The sequence below is a fragment of the Roseburia sp. AM23-20 genome (assembly GCF_003470905.1).
Taxonomy (GTDB): Bacteria; Bacillota; Clostridia; order Lachnospirales; family Lachnospiraceae; genus Roseburia; species Roseburia rectibacter.
On the sequence record NZ_QRHS01000025.1, the window covers coordinates 1 to 22,024 of the forward strand.

23 protein-coding genes are annotated in these 22,024 nt (G+C 39.9%); 21 read left to right on the plus strand and 2 right to left on the minus strand.

Annotated features, from left to right (window positions below; translation table 11 throughout):
- Window positions 1-516: 516 nt before the first annotated feature.
- The 11 genes from DW650_RS20155 to DW650_RS20170 all read left to right on the plus strand — a co-directional run bounded on the left by DW650_RS20155 (window position 517) and on the right by DW650_RS20170 (window position 11,712).
- Window positions 517-1,182, plus strand: coding sequence for a hypothetical protein (locus DW650_RS20155; RefSeq protein WP_243102990.1), 666 nt, complete (start codon window positions 517-519; stop codon window positions 1,180-1,182).
- The gene (locus DW650_RS20160; protein WP_243102991.1) at window positions 1,155-2,000 is read left to right on the plus strand and encodes a hypothetical protein; all 846 of its coding nucleotides are present in this window, start codon (window positions 1,155-1,157) and stop codon (window positions 1,998-2,000) included. Before DW650_RS20155 ends, DW650_RS20160 begins: the two co-directional genes overlap by 28 nt.
- A 46-nt stretch (window positions 2,001-2,046) precedes the next feature.
- Entirely contained in the window at window positions 2,047-2,448 is a 402-nt protein-coding gene (locus DW650_RS20165) for a helicase C-terminal domain-containing protein (protein WP_243102992.1), read from the plus strand.
- 193 nt (window positions 2,449-2,641) lie between these two features.
- Window positions 2,642-2,887 carry a DUF6870 family protein gene (locus DW650_RS15745; RefSeq protein ID WP_118210479.1) on the plus strand — a complete coding sequence of 82 codons (246 nt, stop codon included), beginning with the start codon at window positions 2,642-2,644 and terminating at the stop codon, window positions 2,885-2,887.
- 134 nt (window positions 2,888-3,021) lie between these two features.
- Entirely contained in the window at window positions 3,022-4,683 is a 1,662-nt protein-coding gene (locus DW650_RS15750) for a recombinase family protein (protein WP_158570881.1), read from the plus strand.
- The gene (locus DW650_RS15755) at window positions 4,683-6,416 is read left to right on the plus strand and encodes a recombinase family protein (protein WP_118210480.1); all 1,734 of its coding nucleotides are present in this window, start codon (window positions 4,683-4,685) and stop codon (window positions 6,414-6,416) included. Before DW650_RS15750 ends, DW650_RS15755 begins: the two co-directional genes overlap by 1 nt.
- Window positions 6,413-8,035: a recombinase family protein gene (locus tag DW650_RS15760; protein WP_118210481.1), complete on the plus strand. Its 1,623-nt coding sequence runs from the start codon at window positions 6,413-6,415 to the stop codon at window positions 8,033-8,035. Before DW650_RS15755 ends, DW650_RS15760 begins: the two co-directional genes overlap by 4 nt.
- 137 nt (window positions 8,036-8,172) lie before the next feature.
- Complete coding sequence (locus DW650_RS19585) at window positions 8,173-8,334, plus strand: hypothetical protein (RefSeq protein WP_158570882.1); 162 nt, start codon at window positions 8,173-8,175, stop codon at window positions 8,332-8,334.
- A 26-nt stretch (window positions 8,335-8,360) separates the two neighbouring features.
- Entirely contained in the window at window positions 8,361-8,585 is a 225-nt protein-coding gene (locus DW650_RS15765; RefSeq protein WP_243102993.1) for a hypothetical protein, read from the plus strand.
- A 243-nt stretch (window positions 8,586-8,828) separates the two neighbouring features.
- Window positions 8,829-9,371 carry a polysaccharide deacetylase family protein gene (locus DW650_RS15770; RefSeq protein ID WP_243006900.1) on the plus strand — a complete coding sequence of 181 codons (543 nt, stop codon included), beginning with the start codon at window positions 8,829-8,831 and terminating at the stop codon, window positions 9,369-9,371.
- 160 nt (window positions 9,372-9,531) lie between these two features.
- A complete protein-coding gene (locus DW650_RS20170) occupies window positions 9,532-11,712 on the plus strand; it encodes a plasmid pRiA4b ORF-3 family protein (RefSeq protein ID WP_243102994.1) in 2,181 nt (726 codons plus the stop codon).
- A gap of 3 nt (window positions 11,713-11,715) precedes the next feature.
- On the opposite strand, the gene DW650_RS15780 is transcribed toward DW650_RS20170, so the two are convergent.
- Complete coding sequence (locus DW650_RS15780; RefSeq protein WP_118210483.1) at window positions 11,716-12,072, minus strand: helix-turn-helix domain-containing protein; 357 nt, start codon at window positions 12,070-12,072, stop codon at window positions 11,716-11,718.
- Between the two features lie 224 nt (window positions 12,073-12,296).
- Here DW650_RS15780 and DW650_RS15785 point away from each other — a divergent pair, with 224 nt between their 5' ends.
- From DW650_RS15785 to DW650_RS15810, 6 genes are all read left to right on the plus strand, one after another.
- A complete protein-coding gene (locus tag DW650_RS15785; RefSeq protein ID WP_022111970.1) occupies window positions 12,297-12,734 on the plus strand; it encodes a hypothetical protein in 438 nt (145 codons plus the stop codon).
- A 343-nt stretch (window positions 12,735-13,077) separates the two neighbouring features.
- On the plus strand, window positions 13,078-14,382 hold the full coding sequence (locus DW650_RS15790; RefSeq protein WP_243102995.1) for a serpin family protein: 1,305 nt from the start codon (window positions 13,078-13,080) through the stop codon (window positions 14,380-14,382).
- A 48-nt stretch (window positions 14,383-14,430) separates the two neighbouring features.
- Window positions 14,431-15,000, plus strand: coding sequence for an RNA polymerase sigma factor (locus DW650_RS15795; protein ID WP_022111972.1), 570 nt, complete (start codon window positions 14,431-14,433; stop codon window positions 14,998-15,000).
- A 3-nt stretch (window positions 15,001-15,003) separates the two neighbouring features.
- Entirely contained in the window at window positions 15,004-15,843 is an 840-nt protein-coding gene (locus DW650_RS15800; protein WP_118210485.1) for a hypothetical protein, read from the plus strand.
- A gap of 204 nt (window positions 15,844-16,047) precedes the next feature.
- Window positions 16,048-16,728 carry an orotate phosphoribosyltransferase gene (pyrE, locus tag DW650_RS15805; RefSeq protein WP_015559808.1) on the plus strand — a complete coding sequence of 227 codons (681 nt, stop codon included), beginning with the start codon at window positions 16,048-16,050 and terminating at the stop codon, window positions 16,726-16,728.
- Window positions 16,706-17,209 (plus strand): VanZ family protein, encoded by a 504-nt coding sequence (locus DW650_RS15810; protein ID WP_118210486.1) that lies wholly within the window; start codon window positions 16,706-16,708, stop codon window positions 17,207-17,209. Before pyrE ends, DW650_RS15810 begins: the two co-directional genes overlap by 23 nt.
- Here DW650_RS15810 and DW650_RS15815 read toward each other — a convergent pair.
- The gene (locus DW650_RS15815) at window positions 17,206-18,018 is read right to left on the minus strand and encodes a polysaccharide deacetylase family protein (protein WP_117922009.1); all 813 of its coding nucleotides are present in this window, start codon (window positions 18,016-18,018) and stop codon (window positions 17,206-17,208) included. The genes DW650_RS15810 and DW650_RS15815 overlap by 4 nt on opposite strands.
- Window positions 18,019-18,261: 243 nt before the next feature.
- Here DW650_RS15815 and DW650_RS15820 point away from each other — a divergent pair, with 243 nt between their 5' ends.
- The 4 genes from DW650_RS15820 (at window position 18,262) to purE (ending at window position 22,011) form a co-directional block, all read left to right on the plus strand.
- Complete coding sequence (locus tag DW650_RS15820; protein ID WP_241070731.1) at window positions 18,262-18,588, plus strand: DUF6142 family protein; 327 nt, start codon at window positions 18,262-18,264, stop codon at window positions 18,586-18,588.
- Between the two features lie 93 nt (window positions 18,589-18,681).
- On the plus strand, window positions 18,682-19,269 hold the full coding sequence (locus DW650_RS15825; protein WP_118210487.1) for an HD domain-containing protein: 588 nt from the start codon (window positions 18,682-18,684) through the stop codon (window positions 19,267-19,269).
- Window positions 19,270-19,298: 29 nt separating this feature from the next.
- Window positions 19,299-21,332, plus strand: a complete 2,034-nt coding sequence (locus tag DW650_RS15830) for an aminopeptidase (RefSeq protein ID WP_118210488.1) — start codon at window positions 19,299-19,301, stop codon at window positions 21,330-21,332.
- 178 nt (window positions 21,333-21,510) lie between these two features.
- A complete protein-coding gene (gene purE, locus DW650_RS15835) occupies window positions 21,511-22,011 on the plus strand; it encodes a 5-(carboxyamino)imidazole ribonucleotide mutase (protein ID WP_006855648.1) in 501 nt (166 codons plus the stop codon).
- Window positions 22,012-22,024: the final 13 nt, after the last annotated feature.

A 22,024-nucleotide genomic window follows, 5' to 3' on the forward strand; every position in this document is an offset into this window, starting at 1 on the left:
ATAATTCCTAATTATCGTTACCATATTAAAATAAAATGAAAATTTTTTCGGCAGCCCACTTTACCTAGCGGCGAATTAGGTGAAGGGGTTTTCTTTTGTCTAAAATATTCCCCTTTTACTGCACTTTGACAACTTCATATCTGTGCATCAGGCACACATCCGACCGGCCGGAGAGCCGGAAAGCACAAGTCAGGGTACGCCATGACGGATCAGTGTGAAAAGAACCGCACTATCCTGAGCGGGAACTACCTGTGGCTTTACTGCCCGTGGTGGGGCAGGATGCGATGATACCGGTCGGAGATAATGATACTTCCACGCCAGTGGCCCGCATAAGTGACGGGAAAATGCACACCCACGTTTGAGAAAGAATGTGGGTGGCTTTTATGATGCCTGCTTACTGGCAGGATGGCTGATGCACCTTTTTATAAAGCAGTAGAATTCATGGGCTGGATGGAAACTCATTTTTGTTAGTAAAAAGCCAAACCGATACCTTCCAGCCTATTCCTGTGCTGCTTTATGGCACTAAGAAATTTTAGGAGGCGTAACGATGGCAAAGAGTGCAGAAGAATTATTAATTTATTTGATGAGATTTTACCGAAACATGGAATGAATCTGCGGGTAAAGCAGAAAGAACTTTCTTTTGAAATGCTCCGGGCATTGCAGGAAAACAAACTGGCTTTATGTGAGGCGGAAGTGGGGACAGGAAAAACTCACGCATATATCCTTGCACTGACGGTACATAACATTTATTCAGATAAGAAGATTCCGGCAGTCATATCAACATCCACCATAGCCCTGCAGAAAGCATTGACAGAGGAATACATACCGCAGATATCCGGCATCCTTTTAGAGCACCATGTAATTAACAAACCATTATCTTTTGTGGTGCGGAAAGGAAAACGGCATTATGTCTGTGACTCCAGATTGAAGATATATGAGACATCCATAAAAAAATTGCAGAGAGAAGTGGATGCCAATCTGATACTGGAACTGGCAAGGCTTGGGGAGCAGGAATTTGACAGGATTGATTTGGATGATGCCGTGCTGACACCCTATGTAAAAGGCAGAATCAACGTGTTTTGCTGCAATAAGTCATGTCCTTATTCGCTTTTATGTAGATTTATGAATTTTAAGAAAATTCGGGATATGGGGCAATGGTGTTTGATGAGTCCCACAAGCTGATAGATGCCGCAAGACAGATGTACAGCACAGTCTGGGACGAGCAGGATGCGGAATTTATCGTGGGTTTGAGTGAAGTGAACAGAAGAACCACAGGCATGGATGAACTTACTGTATTGCGGAGTCAGCTTGCGGAATATAACAGACAGATATTTGACAGACTGGCGGGAGATTTAGCAGGAAACCACACCAGAGAGGGAAGCAGGATTGAAATAGTGATAGGTTCCATGGAAAAAATTTACATAAGGCACATGGCAAAGGCTTTAGAGCAGCTTCCCTTATCCTATCAGGAAAACAGCGGACAGAAAATGCGGATGCAGGGCCTGAAAAAGCGTTGTCAGGAGCTGACGGACAAGCTGACCGTATTTCTAAACAGTGGAAATGCAATCTGCTGGATGGAAAAGAGGGAGAACGGCAGGCTTGCCCTGTGTGCGGTTCCAATGGAACTGGAACAGATTTTATTCCGAGACATCTGGAGCAGACCGATACCGGTTATTATTACGTCCGGCACAATGTCAGTCCGGGGTGATTTTGGGCACTTTAAGAGAATGACAGGGCTTTCCTTTGCAGCTTTATCAAGAATCATGGAAACCAGCAAGCCCTCACCCTTTGATTTTCAGAGTAACGGTCTGCTCTATATACCAGAGCGTATGCCGTTTCCGAATATCCGGGATGACAGATACATACAGGCGGTCATGGAGGAAATAGTGCAGATAGTGTCTGCCACTCATGGGCATACCCTGATCCTTTTTACATCCTATTGGCTCATGGAGAGGGTGTTTTATGGTCTGAAGGAGCAGCTTTCTGATTATCCGCTGTAGAGGTAGACTGGATGTAATAAGTAGCTTTAGAAGAAGCGGAAACGGAGTGTTGTTTGCCAGTGACAGTGCCGGAGAGGGAATTGACCTTGCAGGGGATATCCTTTCCAGCCTAATTGTAGTAAAACTGCCGTTTCCCGTGCCGGATCCGGTCATGGAATACCAGAGAAACCAGTATGAGGACTTTGATTTATACCGCAGGGACATCATTATCCCGGAAATGCTGATTAAACTCAGACAGTGGTTCGGGCGTGGCATCCGCAGGGAACAGGACACGGCGGTATTTTCTATCTTAGACAGCAGAGCATCCCTGCGTGGCAGATACCGGGCAGAAATTCTGAATACCCTGCCGACCATGCCGGTCACGGACAGGCTTATGGATGTGGAAGACTTTATTATAAGGAAGAAAACAGACAGTTATTTTATGGATAAAGACCGGGAAGAAGAATGAAAATCATAGGAATCGTAGTGAGTACTGTAACAGGTGCTCTGCTTCTTATGGCCTTAGCAGCTTGCATTGCGGTTGTCAGGGCTGGGGAATGTATGAGAGCGATAGAAGAAATGAAAAGATTATAGAGGAATATCGAACAAGCTGGCTGTCATATAGTGAGATAAGCCAGCTTGCTGCTTCGTGGAGAGAAAAAATGGAAGAATGGGAAAAACTGAAGTCGGTTGATATACGAACAGTTAATCGAGATGGACTCATAGATGTAACAAGAATCCCGGAAGATGATTCAGACGATGTGGATAAAGAAATGCAGATGAGAACTTTTTTAAGAAATGTTAAAAATCCGTATTGCTTTATGGTAGGAGATGTAATAGTAAAATCTTCTTTTACAGAAGGAGTCAGCCTGAAACAAAGATTACGGGAGTTGGCAGATGGAATATAGAATGAAAATTGCTATAAAGGTCTGGAAAAAAGGAAAGTTCTGTGCTAATATATGCATAGGACTAAATGAATAGAAACCACTTCTTATTTTTATAGCAGATTGTTCTGGCTAATATGAATAAGGAGTGTTTTTTTATGCTATCAAACAACTTATCTAAAACATATCTATGCGGAGGTTATCTGCGTTTATCCAAAGAGGATGGGGATTTTGCCGGGAGTGAAACGCTGCAAAGCAACAGTATTGAAAATCAAAAAGAATATATTGAAGATTATATACATAGTAAACCGGAAATAGAGATTGTTGACTTCTATATTGATGACGGTTATAGTGGCGTGAATTTTGACAGACCTGATTTTCAAAGAATGCTACAGGATATCAAAAACAAGAAGATAGATTGCGTCATTGTAAAAGACCTGTCACGACTAGGAAGAAACTATATCGAAGTTGGAAAGTATATTGAGAGACTTTTTCCTTTACTGGGTGTACGTTTTATCGCAATTAATGATAATTTTGACAGTGCTGATGATACAGCGGTATCCAATAATATCATTATTCCTTTTAAGAATTTAATCAATGATGCGTATTGCAGGGATATTTCAATTAAAATCAGAAGCCATTTAGAAGTAAAGAGGAAACGTGGAGAATTTATTGGTGCCTTTGCGGTCTACGGATATATGCGAGGGAAAGATAAAAATAAACTGATTGTTGATCCTTATGCAGCAGAAATTGTAAAAGAGATATTTGGTATGAAGATGGACGGAATGAGCCAGCAGGCGATTGCGGATGAATTGAATAGTCTAGGGATTCTTTCTCCGGCAGAATACAAGAAGGAGCAGGGGAGCGGGTATAAGACGGTGTTCCAGACACACAGTAAGGCGAAGTGGACCGCAATGGCAGTTATGCGTGTTTTGACAAATGAGATCTATGTGGGAACTCTGATACAGGGAAAGGAGAGTACCCCTAATTATAAAGTCAAAGTGCGGGAAAAGAAGCCACGGGAAGAATGGATCCGGATTGAAAATGCACATGAGGCAATCATAAGCAGAGCTGATTTTGAAATTATTTCAGATATTATACAGAAAGATACAAGGGTAACAGCAGGAAAAAGAGCGGTCTCCATATATTCCGGTTATCTGGTTTGTGCGGATTGTGGATGCAGTATGGTAAGAAAGAAGGCATATAGCGGTTCTTTTGAATATGTATATTATGTCTGCTCTGGAAATAAGAAGAACAAAGATACATGTAGCAGTCATAGAATCAGTGAAAATGCCTTAAATCTTGCCGTAACAAAAACATTGCAGCTTCATTTGAAGCATTTGGCTGATTTACAGGAGAGTATCCTGTACATACGGAAAACATCTTGTAATTCAGACAAGATAAAAATGATGGTACTGCAATCCGAAAAAATAAAGGGAGATATTGAAAAGTATAATCGCTTAAAATTGGAATGTTATGAGGACTATAAAAATGAACTAATTACTCAGGACGAGTATCTGCTGTTTAAGAAGGAATTAGATAACAGAATAGAAGATACTAAGAAGGCTGCTACGGAATTGAGCAAGAAAAAAAGAATGCTATTAGATGGCAGATATGAAAAAGAAAGTTTCATGGAGAAATTTTTGACAAGCAAAGATATAGAGTTAAAGCGTTCCTTATTCGTTCGGTTTATCAGTCAGATATATGTGTATGAAGATCGTCGGATAGAGATTATCTTTCGCTATCAGGATGAAATCGAGCAATTAGCTGGACTGGTAGGTGAAATCAAGCAGGAAACGGCTGTTCGGGAGGTGATTTGATGGCACGAAAAGTCAGAAATCATCCGGTTCCGAGAGATAAGATGAGTGAGAACAAATTATCGGAACAGACCCCAAAAGTTAAAACACATGATTTTTCCGTTGCACTTTACATTCGGCTGTCTAAAGAAGATAGCGGAAAAAACAATCAAAATACAGTGGAAAATCAAAAGGCGCTTTTGGAAGATTTTGTAAAAGATAAGCCGGATATGAAAGTGGTTGATATTTATATCGACAATGGATTTAGTGGAACAAATTTTGAACGCCCTGCTTTTCAGAAAATGATGGAAGATGCGAAACAAGGTAAGATTAACTGCATTATCGTAAAAGATCTTTCTCGTTTTGGACGTAGTTACTTAGAAGCAGGAAATTATTTGGAAAAAATATTCCCTTTCTTAAACATTCGGTTCATTTCTGTTACAGACCACTTTGATACTTTTGCCGTAATTTCTTCTGAAGATGTCAGGGGAGTAGCGAATGGGATAGAAATTCCGCTGAAAAATATTATCAATGAGGTGTATGCAAAGGACATTTCCAGAAAAGTAGGCTCTGCTATAGAAATTCAGAAAAGAGAAGGAAGATATGGCGGTGGAGTTGCTCCATACGGTTATAAGAAATCAAGTACAGTTAAGGGTAAATATGAAGTGGATGAGGAAGCCGCCGAGGTGGTGCGTTATATCTTTAGACTGAGATCTGAGGGCTATGGATATTGCAGTATTGTAAAGATTTTGAACGAAAAAGGAATAAAGTCACCCAGTGCATACCGCTATGAAAAAGGGATTGTAAGGAACGAGAAGGGGAGTAATGTTCTTTGGAAAATCTATGCCATAGAGGATATGCTTCGTGATGAAGTGTACTTGGGAAACATGGTAAGAGGCAAGACACATTCAGCTATGCACAAGGGAGAAAAGAGACATTATGTTCCAAGGTCGGAATGGGTGATTGTTCCGGGAACCCATGAGCCTATTGTATCCAAAGAACTCTTTGAAGCAGTACAAGCGGTTAATGAAAAGAAAGCGCAGGAGTATAAAGATAATCTGGAAAAAGCAAAAGAAAATCCGAAACGTGACAATTTGTTTAAAGGCAAAATATTTTGTGGGGATTGTGGTATCACGATGGGAGGTGCTGTTGGTAATTACAATTCTATGAGCTACTATTGCCCAAATTACAGAGAAAATGGAGCAATGGGATGCGTTAAAAAGCATATCAGTGCAAGAAAACTGGAAAAAGCAGTATTAGAAGCGGTTCAGATACATCTGAAAATATTCTTAGAAGGCAGAGAAGAAATTCGGTCAAGAAATGGCAGTGCTGAAATCGGAAAGAGGCGAATGGTGCTTGAAAGTGAGACAAGAGACTTAAGACAAAAAGAGACACAGTATCAGCAGAAATTAAGCAGCACCTATCTTGACTATAAAGATAAATTACTTACGGTTCAGGAATATTTCATGTTGAAAAATAAATATCAAGCTGCACTTGCAGAACTTGAGGTGGCTCGTAAAGAGAAAGAACTGCTTTTGAATAAAATGCAGGAGACTTATGGAGAGGATCTGGAACTATCTCACACCGCAGAACAGTATTTCGGGCAGATGGTGGTTACAAAAGATATGGTGGATGCCCTAATAGAACGAATAGAAGTATTTGAAAAAGGGCGTATTCATATTATATTTCGATTCGAGGATGAATATCGGAGTTTACTGGAAAAGAGAGCTGATATGGAGCAGGAGGGAGCAAATTGAAAGAGAATTTTAATCTCTCTGATTTGAGTGTCCGCTGTAGCGGACAGACGGGAGCAAGGATGAAGAAATATATGGTTGCAAAATATATCCGGCTTTCCATGGAAGATTTAGATTTATGCAATTCTGAAGAAAAGGCAGAGAGTGTAAGTATCAGTAACCAGAGAAATTTCATAGATACCTTTATAGAGCAAGGAGAAGAATTTCAGGGAGCAGAAATCAAGGAATTTGTGGATGACGGATATTCCGGCACTAATTTTGACAGACCGGCGATAAAGGAGCTGCTCCGGTCATGCAGGCAGGGAGAAATAGATTGCATTATCGTAAAGGATTTGTCACGTTTTGGACGAAATTATCTGGAAGTTGGAGATTATTTGGAACAGATTTTCCCGTTTTTGGGTGTTCGTTTTATCAGCATCAATGATGGGTTTGACAGTAAAGATTTTTTCGGACAGATGGGTGGAATGGATGTCGCTTTTAAGAATTTTATCTATGAGATGTATAGCAGAGATTTGTCTGAAAAGGTAAAAAGCGGAGTTACAACCTGCATGAAAAGGGGTGAATATTACGCAGGTTGCATGGTGTATGGCTACCAAAAGTCATCAGATGGTAAAAGAATGGAAGTTGACGAGGGTGCAGCAGTTACCATACGGCGTATTTTTCAGGAGTTGGCAGATGGAAAAGATGCAAAAACTTTGGCAATCGAACTAAATGCAGAGGGAGTGCCGACTAGGCTGACTTATAAGCAGGCAAAGGGAGAGCAGCTTAACCGGCATTATAAAGCAGATATATGGAATCGTAACAAGATACATTCTATTATCCATAACCGGGTATATCAGGGAGATATGGTGTATCGAAAGGCGGTCCGTACCCAAATTGGCTGTAAACAGAAGGTAAGACAGCCGGAAGAAAAATGGCTTGTGATACCGGATCATCACGAGGCGATTGTCAGTCGGGAACTTTTCAAAAAGGCGAATGACAGTATCAGAAAAGGGAAAATAGCGGTTTATGACCGTTCTGCTGTCCGCCGAGGAATTGTCTTTTGCGGATGCTGTGGAAATCGGTTAGAACTGCGGAAAACAAAGATACCGTATTATCTGTGTAAACGCAGAAATTTGCTGGACAATGCAAAGTGCAATGAGATTCGTATGGAAAAAGAACAGATTGAGCAGACGATATGGACTATCTGGCAGGAACATTGTAGATTGTTTGCGATAATCCCTGTTTCCAAGCTCTTTGAAAAACAGCAGGAGAAGTCGAAACAGCAGGAAAATAGACTAAAACAAAGCTTAGAGCGTTTTCCTGCTGAAAAAATCAAGCTGTACGAACGGTTCCGTTCTGGTATGGTAAAGCAGGATGTATTCTTAAAAGAAAAGGAACAGTTAAGCAGGCAGGAGGAAGTAGTACGGAGAGAAATAGAGAAAGTCTCTGAACAGATTGATATGCAGGAGGAAAGGGAAAAAAGCTATCGATGTGTTGCAGATCTTGTGAAAAGGTATGGAACGAGCGAAACATTGACAGAAGAGTTTATGAGGGAGATGGTGGAGAAAGTCATAGTATATGAAGATAAGCGGATAGAGATTGTCTGGAAGTATCGGGAGGAATTTGAAGAACTATTGTAAGATTAAAAAGAAGAAGTCTAAAGTGACAAAAGGGCTTCTTCTTTTTTCATCTAAAAATGCCATAGTTAATATTTTAGATGTCAATAGTAGGAAAATATTGTATATTTATATTTTCTTGACGATGGAGGTATTAATCTATGGCGCAGATGACATATATCGAGAAAGATTACTTTGAGAGACTGTTTGACATGGAGAGGGGCTATGTATTAGACTTTACAAACTATACATATCAAAGGTTTGTTGCTGATACCATTAACATAGACGTTTATAAAAAGCTAAAGATTTGTGTGAGTATTTAATTGTGGGGGTTGGAACGGATGATTTTATGATTAGAAGAAAAAATAGAACGTCTATTTTGAGCTATGAACAGAGAGTGGAAATTGTAAAAGCAATACGCTATGTTGATGAAGTGGTTCCTGAAAATGATTTAGATAAAATAGCAGCCTATTACAAGTATGGTTTTGATGTTATGATTGCAGGAGAAGATCATCGTATGGAAAGTGTATATATAGATGCGGAAAGGGAATTAAAAAAAAGGGAGTGGCTGTAGTTTATATTGAGAGAAAAAAGCAGTGTTCTTCTACATACATCAGAAATAGAATTATTGAAATGTATAGTAAATTGTGATGAATTAGTAACAGAGGCAAGGTGTAAAACAAACTATAATTTTAGCATGAAGCAGCTAGGCATTTTAAATAAAAAGTATTATATACAAACAATGATTTATGAAATGCTCATGTTGTAGTTTGTCAACCCCAAAATCAAGATTTCTTCAAAAAAATTTGGTCCTTACTTGACATCAGCAGATGATGGACCAAATCCGGATTATACAGAAGAACTTCTTTCGGGGTTAAAAGAACGTGGTGTCAATGCCACGTTTTTTTTGCTGGGAAAAGAGGTTGAAAAATATCCTGATATCGTCAAAGATATTTCTGATTCCGGGCACTTGATCGGCACGCATTCTTACGAGCATGTCAACTTGAGTAATCTTTCCGATGCAGCGGCGATCGAGCAGGTGGATAAGACAAATGCCGCCATCCATGATATCACCGGAAAATATCCGGAGTACATAAGACCTCCGTATGGCTGCTGGAAATGTAATCTGGATTATGAGACAAAAATGATTGAGGTACTGTGGGACGTTGATCCGAAAGACTGGGCGACAGACAATTCCGGAGTGATCGCCAAAAGAGTGATCGATAAGGTAGAGGAGAATGATATCATTCTGCTGCATGATGCGTCGGAATCCTCGGTGAAAGCGGCATTTGCGATCATTGATGAACTGGAAAAAGAGGGGTATACGTTTGTGACGGTGGAGGAGATTTTGATGGAGTGAGCGGGGAAATATTTGACGAACGAAAAAAAGTCTAATAAAATACAAAAAGGAAATGTTTGGAAAAATATGTGGGATTAAGCAAAAAACTCCAAAACATGCATGTCAAATGTTATAATTGTCACAGATATAAAATAGCAAACGAAAGCGAAGGTATCAAAAAATGTCAGGCATTGTTTTAAAAATCATGATCATGGATACTCACCCACCGGTATGGCGGAGAGTTGTAGTACCTGAAAAAATGTCTTTTGCAGATCTGCATTGTGTGATTCAGGAGATTTTCGGGTGGGAGGATATGCATCTGCATATTTTCGAAAGCCCCGGAAATAGTTTTGAAATTGTAAAAAGTAAAAAAGATGCAGTGAAAAGTATGTTCATGATCGAGAAAAAAACACCGGTGGGACCGGTTTTAGAGCATGAAAAATGGGTTCGTTATACCTATGATTTTGGCGATGACTGGCAGCACAAGGTGATATTTGAAAAAAAGATGCCGGAATATACAGCAGATCATGCCGCAATTTTGAAGGTAAAAGGAGACAATTTTATTGAAGATTTCTGTGGTGACTGGGATGAAGATATGCAGCCGGAAAAATACGATATGGAAGCAGTCAATCATAATCTTGAAAAAATGCATTTTAAGGAAACAGATATGCCGGACGATTATGAGCAGATGATGAAAGGTATCGAAGCCTTTAAAGAGAACAAAAAAGAATTTTATGAATATTTCAGGGAGCAGGCAGAAAAATTTTTGAAAAATCTGGACGATGCCGCGAAAAAACAGTCCGTCATACGAAAAGAAGTAACTGCATGGAAAGAATTCTGCAATAAAGAGGCGAAAGGAAATATCTGTAAAATGCCGCCTCATCGGACATGTAAGGAATTAATTCACAGGCTGAGTGAGCAGCAAACAAGGGATTACAGCAAGTATCTCCAGCTTTCATATGATTATGAAAAGGAAGATCCGGGTATATTAGCGGATGCCATCAATGAAGAACTGACAAAGCACCCGGAGTATTATCTTTATATTCTGACAGAAAATAATATACGGGAATTTGAGAAAATAAGCGGGTTTGTGGAAAATAAAAAATACACAGCAGACTATGATACAATTATGAAAGGTATCGTATTGGGACTTTTACATGTGCAGGTTCCGCCAAAAACAGAGGCAGCATATGTGTTTCCTGCTATTGATTTCAAAGAAAGGTTTGCTTTGATAACGTCATTAGACCGGAAAAGGTATCGGAAAGAGATTGATGATATTACCGGAAAAATAATGAAACTTCTGCTTACGTATATATTGTTAGAACTCAAGGATTTTCATGAAATTTTTGAAAATGTATGGAATATGAACCTTTCAGAGAGGGATTTCCTTCGGTATGTGTACTGGTATGGCAGTTTTGGAAAGCAGTTTCAGACTTTACGAAGAAGTGATACCGGGAAAAGTTATGCGGCACTTATAAATGTAGATAATGAACGGATTATTGAGGGACTGGAAAAGTTTGCCACAGATCTTCCTTATAAGAAGTTTTCACAAAAAGAAGTTCTTTCTGTCTCCACGAATATTGCTGATCTTGGACAATGCTGGCAGATTTTGGCACAGGAGCTTGATGAAACACTGGATATGTCACAGGATGATGTTTCGGATATGATAGAACTGATTTTTAATGAAACAGTCAGTGGATGCAGTGCAGATGAAATATTTGATACAATCTTACTGCATGAGGAACAGGCTGGAAAAACAGTTCTTTTATACGACCGGATGAATATCTGGCAGGTTGTACTTGAAGGTATCATGACACTTGGACTCCCAATGCTTCATGGATATTCCAGGATGGAGTATGAGAAAATCACCGGGAAAAATGCATTTGAAACAGACGTTTTTGCGGCAGATATAGAACGAGAGGAGATCACGCAGGACACATCATTAAAAGATATGCCTGTAAAAATACAGGAAGAGATATACAGGGCTTTTTATGAAAACAGAGAGTCGGACAGACCAAAAGCATTAGAAAAGATCCGGAAGGGACTTTCCGTAGAAAATGCTGAATTAGATTGTCTTACGGCTTTGTCCTATATGGGTACTGGAAAATATAATAAAGCAAACACCATGTTTGCTGCAATTGCGGACCGGACAGAGGACGAGAGCGTAGAAGCACTGATCGATATGGTCGGAGAACAGGTAGCAGGAATCAGTGATTATTATATGAATCGGGTAGAAGAATGGGATCCGTTTGCCGGTATTGAAATGGATATGCCATATCAGCGGGACGGTAAGAAAATAGGACGGAATGATCCGTGCCCATGTGGCAGTGGGAAAAAATATAAAAAGTGCTGTGGAAAATAAAAATCATTTTTTCTCCTGCAGATCAAGCAGCGTCTCGGCGCGTTCCTTTAAACGAGCCTGATTCAGGTCGGTTAATTTACGATAATAACTTAAGAGACGCTGTTCATCGGCAGTGAGTTCTGATTTGCGCTTTCTGGCATCTGCTGGTTTCTCGTAAATATCGGTAAGTCCAATCAGAAAGTCAGAAGTGGTATCAAGGGCTTTTGCGAGCCGGTTTAAAATTTCTGCCTTTGGTTCATAAAGGTTGTTTTCATATCGGGATAGGGTAGTCGGAGCGATACCGATCGTGTAAGCAAGATGTTTCTGGCTCATGTCGCGTTCTTCACGTAAAGATACAATACGTTCCCCGATACTGTTCATAGATGTTCTCCGTTTCTGTTTCTTTTATCTTATTATGCATTTCCTGACGCACATCTGCCGGAAAAAGCATTTTATCCATTTGCCGAATAATTCATGTTCATAAAAATAATGAGGAAACGGGAATAAAAAATTTTTTTTTATGAAACTTTTTTTGTTATTATTTTATCTAAATAAATGAAACTTACAAATGATAAGTAATAAAAACACGCAGGAGGATATTCAGAATGAGAAAAAAAACAATTTATGTATTAGCAACGGTAATGTGTATGTCCATATTTACAGCATGTGGAAGCACGAATCGTGCTGATGCCGGAAATGAAGTGCAGCAGGAAGTACAGGCAGAGGATAATATGCAGAAAGAACAGCAGGCTGGTGCAGAGGGTAACGCTGAAACAGAGTTACAGACTGAAGCTGTACCGGAAAATACAGCTGAAGCGGTAACAGGCGAAGAGAAAACACTGAATGGAACGGTGGACGAGATCAAAGATTTTATGTTTATTGTGACAGATGATAGTGGTGCTTCCTATGAATTAAGTTTTGATGCAAAACCACAGGGATTGGAAAATGTTTCTGTTGGAGATAAAGTAAAAGTAACATATACCGGGGAACTTTCAGAAGTGGATGCATTTTCGGGAACAATTGTTTCAGTTGAAAAGCAATAAGTAAAGCAATAAGTAAAGCCATGCGATACATATAGAAAATGTATCGTATGGTTTTTTACTTTTTTACGGTTATGTGGAAAACGACTGGTGAAATATGATATACTTATCGCGAATGATGTTGAGACTGAAAGAGCTGGAAAAGATCAGGAAGAAGATTTCAGTAGAAAATGACGAATTAGATTGTCTTACAGCGATGTGTTACATGGGGACTGGAAAATATAGTAAGGCAAATTCTATGCTGAAAAAAATTGGAAAAAGACGCAACGGGCAGTTACCCATTTGCGTCTTTTTATATAGAAGAGCAATGAAACAACAGGAAACAGATACAATGGAGGAAGAGAAGATGAAAAAAAGAGCAAAAAAGATAGTAGCATTATTTTTAACAGCTGGTATTCTGTTATCAGGGACAGCTGCGTGTTCTAATGTAGAAGGCATGCATCTTTCAGGATCGACAAGGGAATTGAATGTAACGAAAGAAGATACTGGAAAATCCGGAGATAATGTTCAGATGCTGCCATCGGATGAAAAATCAGACAAAATATTTGCGGACAGTTATGCTGATTTTGCAATAAAGGCTTTTCAAAATAGCTATGAAGCTGGAAAAAATACAATGATATCACCATATTCCGTGATAAATGCGCTTGCCATGACTGCAAACGGAGCATCAGGCGAGACTTTGGAACAGATGGAGAGTGTACTTTGCGGTACGGCAGACTGCTCGCTTGATCTTCTCAATCGGGAGCTGCAGCGTCTGCAAAGTTCCATGCCAAAGGAAAAAAATAATCATTTATATACAGCGAATTCTATCTGGTACAAAGATTCTGATGAGAACTTTGTACCGGCAGATGATTTTCTGAAGTTAAACGCTGAATTTTATCAGGCAGATATCTTTGCCTCGGCTTTTGATAAAAAAACGACAAAGGATATCAATCGCTGGATCGACCGGCGCACGGATGGAATGATCAAAGATATCATGGATCAGATACCGCCATATGCTATTATGTATCTTGTAAATGCAGTGGCATTTGAGGGGGAGTGGCAGGACCCGTATGAAAAGGAACAGGTGCATGATGCTGATTTTTATGATATTGATGGTAATCATTCAACAGTATCAATGATGTATTCGGAGGAATATTCTTTTTTGAAGGAAGAGCATGCTGTTGGATTTATCAAGCCGTATAAAGAAGGCTTTGACTTTGTTGCACTGCTTCCGGATGAGAATATGGATATCAGAGATTATATCAGTCAGATGAATGGAGAAACTTTTCTAAAGACAATTGCTCAGGCAAATGATACAATAGTGCAAACAGGTATGCCAAAGTTTAAGGCGGAGACGCAGAAAGAATTAGCGGAAGTTTTAGACAGAATGGGAATGCATGATGCATTTGATGAGAAATTAGCAGATTTTTCACAGATGGGGAATTGTAAAAATGGGGATAATCTGTATATCAGCCAGGTATTGCACCGGACAAAGATTGAAGTGAATGAACTTGGTACAAAGGCCGGGGCGGCAACAGTTGTGGAAGTGGAAACAATGGGGTGTCTGGAGGCAGTGGAAAATGTTGTGCTGGACAGGCCATTTGTCTATGCGATCATAGACAGGGAGAATGGGATACCTGTTTTTATTGGTGCGGCAGATGCTCTGTAAAATCATAACAGAACAGGATAAACATTACAGGAGGATATAATTCGGATCGTGGGGCAGTTTTTAGAGGATGAAAAGATTATTGAGTTATACTGGGTCAGAGATCAGAGGGCAATTACATGCTCACAGCAGAAATACGGAGCATATTGTCACAAGATAGCACAGAATGTACTGCACAATGAAAGTGATTGTGAAGAGTGTATGAATGATACATGGTTCCGGGCGTGGAATTCCATGCCGACAGAGCGGCCGGGGATATTGCAGGCGTTTTTAGGAGCGATTACAAGAAATCTATCCTTAGACCGCTACCGGAAAAATCATTCGAAAAAGCGTGGAGAGGGAGAAATTTCTTACATATATGAAGAGATGCAGGACTGTATTTCCGGTGAAAATATGGAGTTACATGTGGAAAATATGGAACTTGCGGAGATGATTAACCGTTTTCTGGCTGGGATGAAGACAGAAAACCGCAGGATCTTTGTGCGGAGGTACTGGTATTTTGACAGTATAGCTGAAATTGCAAAGAGATTCTCCATCAGTGAGAGCAAGGTAAAATCGTCTCTGATGCGTTCAAGGGAAAGTTTACGGAAATGTCTTGCTCAGGAAGGAATCGAGGTGTGAGCAGTGAAAGCAGATGATCTGATTGATGCATTCGGGCATATTGATCCAAAGTATGTTTCAGATGCGGAAGTTGAGATAAAATCAAAATCACGGATGAAGCGGATGTTTTATGTTATAAGAGAAAAAATCCCTTTAGAGAAGGAACAGCCTGCGCATATCACTATTTCGGCGGCGATGTGTATGACAGCATTTGTGCTGATCATCGGTGCAGGAATGTTTTATGGAAGGATCAGGAATGGATATTCAGGAAACAAAAATAACTCTGTGGATACGGTTTTCAATGATTATGATGGTATGTATGGAAGTACAGCAGCCGGATCAGCGGATGAGGCAGGTGTGGAAACAGCAGAGGAGGATACCGGTCTGATCTTTAATGAGATTCGCGAAATGGAAAGTATAGCCTATGATGTAGCAGAACCGGATCAGATTGTTTCTTATGACGCAGCGGGGCTGGAAGAATATTTTGGAACAAAGATCTGTCCGACTTCCATTCCAGATGGATTCATCCTGTCGGATGGTGTTTATCATGTTGGATATGATAAAGCAGGAGAAGCAGTGGATGATAATAATAGTCTGATCTATTCGGATGAAAGTGGAGGACGTACATTGAAAATCGGAGTTCGTACAACGGAATCCGGGATCGTGACAAGATTTACAGATACACATTTAGCCACGTCTCTGGTGCATGGGATTACGGTCACAGCGGGATGTTATCCGATCGGGCAGACTGGCGGGTATAGTTATGTTGCTGTTTTTGAAAAAGATGGAGTTATATTTACCATAGAAAGTTCCGGTCTTACAGAGCAAAGATTTATCACAGTGATAGGAGAACTGACGGAATAGACAGATATGTTATGAAACAGAAGATTTAAAATAGGGTCTTGTCTGATAAAAATTCTAATGTCTTTTCTACAGGTTAAAAAATGAAGTTAAAAGAGATTGAGATTCTAAGACACTTATGATAGTATAAAAATAATTGTGAAGACACGAGAGAATCAGGTGCAAACAATCGATATTCAGGAAGTTAAACAGGAGGTCGTAGATAAAATGGAACAGTACAAGCAGGAATTTATCGAGTTTATGGTTGAGAGTGATGTGCTCAAATTTGGAGAGTTTACATTAAAGAGTGGACGTAAATCCCCATTTTTTATGAATGCAGGAGCTTATGTGACAGGTTCACAGTTAATGCGTCTTGGTGAGTATTACGCAAAGGCGATCCATGAGAAGTATGGAGATGATTTTGATGTATTATTCGGACCGGCATACAAGGGAATCCCGATCAGTGTTGTAACAGCAGTTGCATTCAGCAAATTGTATGGAAAAGAAGTCCGTTACTGTTCGGATAGAAAAGAAGAAAAAGACCACGGAGCAGATAAGGGAAGTTTCCTTGGAAGCAGTTTAAAAGACGGTGACCGTGTTGTCATGATCGAGGATGTTACAACATCCGGTAAATCCATGGAGGAGACAGTTCCGAAAGTAAGAGGAGCTGCAAATGTTGAGATCGTTGGCCTGATGGTTTCTTTAAACCGTATGGAAATGGGACTTGGCGGTAAAATGAGTGCACTTGATGAAATCCGAGAGACTTATGGTTTTCCGACAAATGCGATTGTAACGATGGAAGAGGTCGTAGAACATCTTTACAATAAGGAGTGTCAGGGCAAAATTGTCATTAATGATGAGATAAAAAAAGCAATTGATGCATACTATGAACAGTATGGATGTAAATAATGCGATGGATGACAGAAAAAAAAGACGCCGGCTGATTGCCGGCGTATTGTTCACTGTTTACTTTGCAGTGTTATTTTATTTTTTATTTTTTTCAGAAGAAATGGGACGAACTTATAGTGAAAGAGCATATCACTATAACCTTGTTCCATTCAAAGAAATTATGCGATTTATCCGTTATCGTAAAGCTCTTGGCACTTATGCAGTAGTTTTGAACCTTGCCGGCAATATTATTGCGTTTATGCCATTTGGAACATTTTTGCCGATCTATTATGAACGGTGCAGAAAAATGTGGTATACGGTTCTTTACAGTTTTGAATTAAGTCTTGTCGTGGAAATACTGCAACTGGTATTTAAGGTTGGAAGTCTGGATGTAGACGACCTGATCTTAAATACGATCGGGGGATTGTTTGGATTTCTTATCTATGATCTGGTGAAAAAGTTGACGCGAAAGATCACAGAGCGAAAGGTGCATGATAATTAAAGTTCCAGATAGGTACCGCTTTTTACTTCTATCACAGAATCGCCATCAACTTCGAGCCATACACTGAGGGCACTTGGATTGTAAACTCTCCTGCAGTCTGCAGAAAAGAGGATACGTTTTGCAGCGTCCATATAGTCAATGATCTCGATGTTGGTTGCGTACCAGATATCATCCCTGCCACCCATATATGCGCAGAAATCTTCAATTACATTCCAGTTATCATGATTGTCAAATTCATAACTGTGCCCCCATACATACATTAATTTTAAATACTGTTTTTTCTTAAATTCTGCAAAAAATTCAGCTTTTTCCATCAGATCCGGGGCGTCATGATGACAGGTCGGGTGCCATTCAAGCGGATCGGTTGGAAGTGCAAAATCAGCTGCCGGTTCTACGACACGGGCATAGGCAATTCCAAGCTGGCGGAATAATTGTTTGATGTCTTCATTGTAGGAACCATTTGGATAAGCATGTCCGCGGATAATGCGGCCGGTGATCTGTTCTAAACCTTTCCGGTCAGCTAAAATTTCTTCTGCAACTTCCGTCATCGGACAGCGTGCAATGGTCGGGTGAGTCATGGTATGGGTTGCAATTTCATGTCCGGTATAAAGTTCGTTGATACGTGAACTTTTAATCCGTGGTGGAGTAAGCCCTTCTTTATCGATCATTCCATAATTTAAATTAAAAGTTCCCCGTATGCCATAACGGTTAAAAATGGAGACAAGACGTTCGTCCTGAATTTTGCCGTCATCGTAGCTCATAGTCAGTGCTTTCGCCTTTCCTTTAGGGAAACATACATAAACTTTCATTGATAAAATCCTCCTGCAGGTTACATGGTAATATCTTTAAAATCTATTGTTATAGTAAACGCTTTTTACTTGGAGTGCAAGAACAATATGACTGCCGGACAGGTTGCATAAAAAGATATGTTTTTGTATAATAAAAGAATGTCGGCAGGAAAATGATATTTGAGAACGGCATGGAAGATTTAGGGTAAAAATATGTGCCTGTCAGACACATGGATAAAAAGTGTGAAAATGAGGATAAATAGGATGCATAAAAAGCATAAAAGAGGATATAAATTCACAGACAAAAAGCAATCAAAAAGGGGAGTTATTGCATGGATGCTGTCAGTTATTTCTTTAGCAGTTCTTGTTGCTGTTATTGTCTGTTCTTTTCAAAACAGAGGAAACGGCAGTATGTATCTTGGAAGTGCAGGAGTATCGTCCATGTTAGTCGGTGTGGTCGCATTATTTAATGCTGTCTTAAGTTTAAGAGAGGAAAATTCTTATCGTTTTTTTCCTTACCTTGCGACGATATGTTCTTTCCTTGCAGTTGGTGCATGGGTGGCATTATATGTGGTTGGATTTTTGCTGTAAATCACAATGTGTTAGATTACAACGTGATATATTTTGATAATTTATAATGACTCAGAATAGAGACATTCATTTATAAAAGAAATGGAGATTCAAATGACAGATTTTGAAAAACAGATTTCATTTATTATGGAACTGGATAAAATAAAAAAGATTACAAGACAGACGTATTTAAGCGATGGGAGCAGAAAAGAAAATGATGCGGAACATTCCTGGCATCTGGCACTGATGGCGTTTGTGCTTGCTGATTACGCGAATGAGCCGATTGATGTATTAAAAACCATGAAAATGGTACTTCTTCATGATGTCATAGAAATCGATGCCGGAGATACCTACGCATATGATACGGAGGGCAATAAGACAAAGCGGGAGCGCGAATTAAAAGCGGCAGACAGGATCTTTGGGTTACTCCCGGAAACACAGAAGAAGGAATACCGCAGTCTGTGGGATGAGTTTGAGGCTATGGAGACACCGGAATCAAAGTTTGCCAATATGTTAGATAAGGTGCAACCATTATTTTTAAATGATGCATCGGGTGGTATCTCATGGGAAGAACATGGTGTGAAAAAGTCTCAGGTACTTAAAAGAGATGAGAGAGTGCATGAGGGCTCTGAGCGTATCTGGGAGTATGCAAAGTCATTGATCGAAAAAAATGCGAAGTATGGAAAACTGATTGATGAGTGATAGAATTTTGTTGTGGAGGTTTTGACTTAATGTTGTATAAAGAATTATATAAAGAATCCAACGAACTTGCGGAGGAGCGTTTTGCGCTGGTGCGTGAACGGATCGCAGAGATCGAAGAAAAGCCGGAGACCAAAGAAAAATATAAAGAATATTTCAGACAGACGGCACAGTTACTGCAGAAACAGGCGGCTGTTTACGATCTGTGGGCAGATGATGCGATTCAAAAGCGGAGTTTAAAGGAAGCAGAAGAATGTAATCTGGGATTCTATGAGGATATACTTGGAGCTGCATATCAGACAAGCTATGCGAATCCGGACTATGCTGTGAAAATATTAGGAGAAGAGTTTGGGCAGTTGCTCTGTGCTTATTTTGCTTACGTAAGAAGGGAGATTGGTGCGGCGTTTCGTGGAGATCTGATGCAGCTTACGATCCAGATGGAATTATTTGTGGAAATCTATAACCGTTTTGAGAATGGAGAAGAAAAAGATGCTCCGGAGAAGTCGGCAGTGCAGCAGGATCTGTACTGGTTTTTCCATGATTACAGTGAGATTTTTTATGAAAGAAGCCTGCGCAGGCTGATTGATCCAGCGGAAGATTTTGAGACGGATATTGTGATGAATGCAGATCTTACGGATCTGCGCTATCTGTATCGATACGGTGTATATATTGGAGAAAATGAAAAACAGATCGCAGCATTTTTAAATAAAATGACTGATGAAGAGATCCAGGCAATGGCAGATACCTATACGGAAGGTTACCGGATCGGTTTTGAAGTGACAGGCAAGGATCTTAGTAAAAAGCAGACTGTCCAGTTACGTTATCCGATCGGTTTTGAGCGTATGGTCCGTGCAGCGGTGCATAATTTTGAAAAAATGAATTTAAAGCCGACCATGCTTGCAACGGCAACTTCACCAAACAAACAGTTTGACTATGACCACAGGGAAGACCGTGCGCTTTATCTGGATAAAGCATATGTGGAACGCTGCTTAGAGGCAAGAAAAAATTATTTCGAGGAAGAGAAAAAACTTGCAGCAGGTCATGCAGGTCCGGCAGTTATTGAAGTATTCGGGGAAGAACCGTTTTCACCGGAAAATAAAGAGTGTGCAGTGAAATATAACGAAAAACAGCAGAAACTGTGCGTTTATGAGATGAATATGGCAGGGCAGATGATCAATGAATATATCAAGGGCGAAGAACGCAGTTTTACGATCATCGCATACCCGATACCGGAGATTGGAGAGCGTTTCGAAGAAATCTTTGCTGAGACTGTGAAATTAAATACGTTAGATTACAAATTATACCAGACAATTCAGCAGAAGATCATTGATGTTTTAGATACAGCAGATCAGGTACACATCACAGGAAAAGGAAAAAACAAAACAGATTTATATGTAAATATCTGGAAATTAAAAGATCCGTCAAAGGAGACTGCATTTGAAAACTGTGTGGCAGATGTCAATATTCCGGTGGGAGAGGTATTTACTTCACCGGTACTAGAAAAGACCACGGGAACATTATTTGTCGGACAGGTATATTTAAACGGACTTAATTATGAGAATTTAGAGATACGGTTTAAGGATGGTATGGTAGAATCCTATACCTGCACGAATTTTAAGGATGAGGCGGAAAATAAAAAATATATCCGTGATAATGTCCTGAAACATCATGATACATTGCCGATGGGGGAATTTGCGATTGGGACGAATACGACAGCATACCGAATGGCGAGAGATTATCAGATCGCAGATAAGCTGCCGATTCTGATCGCGGAGAAAACAGGACCACATTTTGCAGTGGGAGATACCTGTTACAGTCATGAGGAGGACAACATTTCCTATAACCCGGATGGAAAAGCGATCGTTGCAAGGGAAAATAGTGTATCTGCACAGAGAAAAGAGTCCGTAGAAAAAGCGTATTTAAATTGTCATACAGATATTACGATCCCATATGATGAGCTTGACAAGATTACAGTGATAAGAAAAGATGGCAGTACAGAAGATATCATTGCAGATGGCAAATTTGTCTTAGCCGGAACAGAGCAGCTGAATGAGCCGCTTTTATAAAAACAGGATTGTTAAAAATAAGCTGGAGTCCTGCTTCAGAAATTAATAAGATAATATATAAGATTATTTAATAAATAAAATAATAAATATTAATTGGACTTCTAAAAGAATGACAGTTACAATACACATAGATAACAGTGGAGATTTGATACTGTAGGAATCTGGAAGGAGCACGATTATGGCAAAAGTTGGTATTGTAATGGGCAGCGATTCAGATATGCCGGTTATGGCAAAAGCTGCAGATATTTTAGATAAGCTTGGAATTGATTATGAGATGACGATCATCTCTGCGCACAGAGAGCCGGATGTATTTTTTGAATATGCAAAAAGTGCGGAAGCAAAAGGTTTTAAGGTGATCATTGCAGGTGCAGGAATGGCAGCACATTTACCGGGTATGTGTGCAGCGATTTTCCCGATGCCGGTCATTGGTATCCCAATGCATACCACATCGCTTGGTGGAAGAGATTCTTTATACTCGATCGTTCAGATGCCATCCGGTATTCCGGTTGCAACCGTAGCAATCAACGGTGGAGCAAATGCAGGTCTGCTTGCAGCAAAGATCCTTGCTACATCAGATGAGGCACTGCTTGCGAAATTAAAAGAATATTCGAAAGAGTTAAAAGAGCAGGTTCAGGCGAAAGATGCCAGATTACAGGAAGTCGGCTATAAGAATTACTAAAAGAAGCAGATAA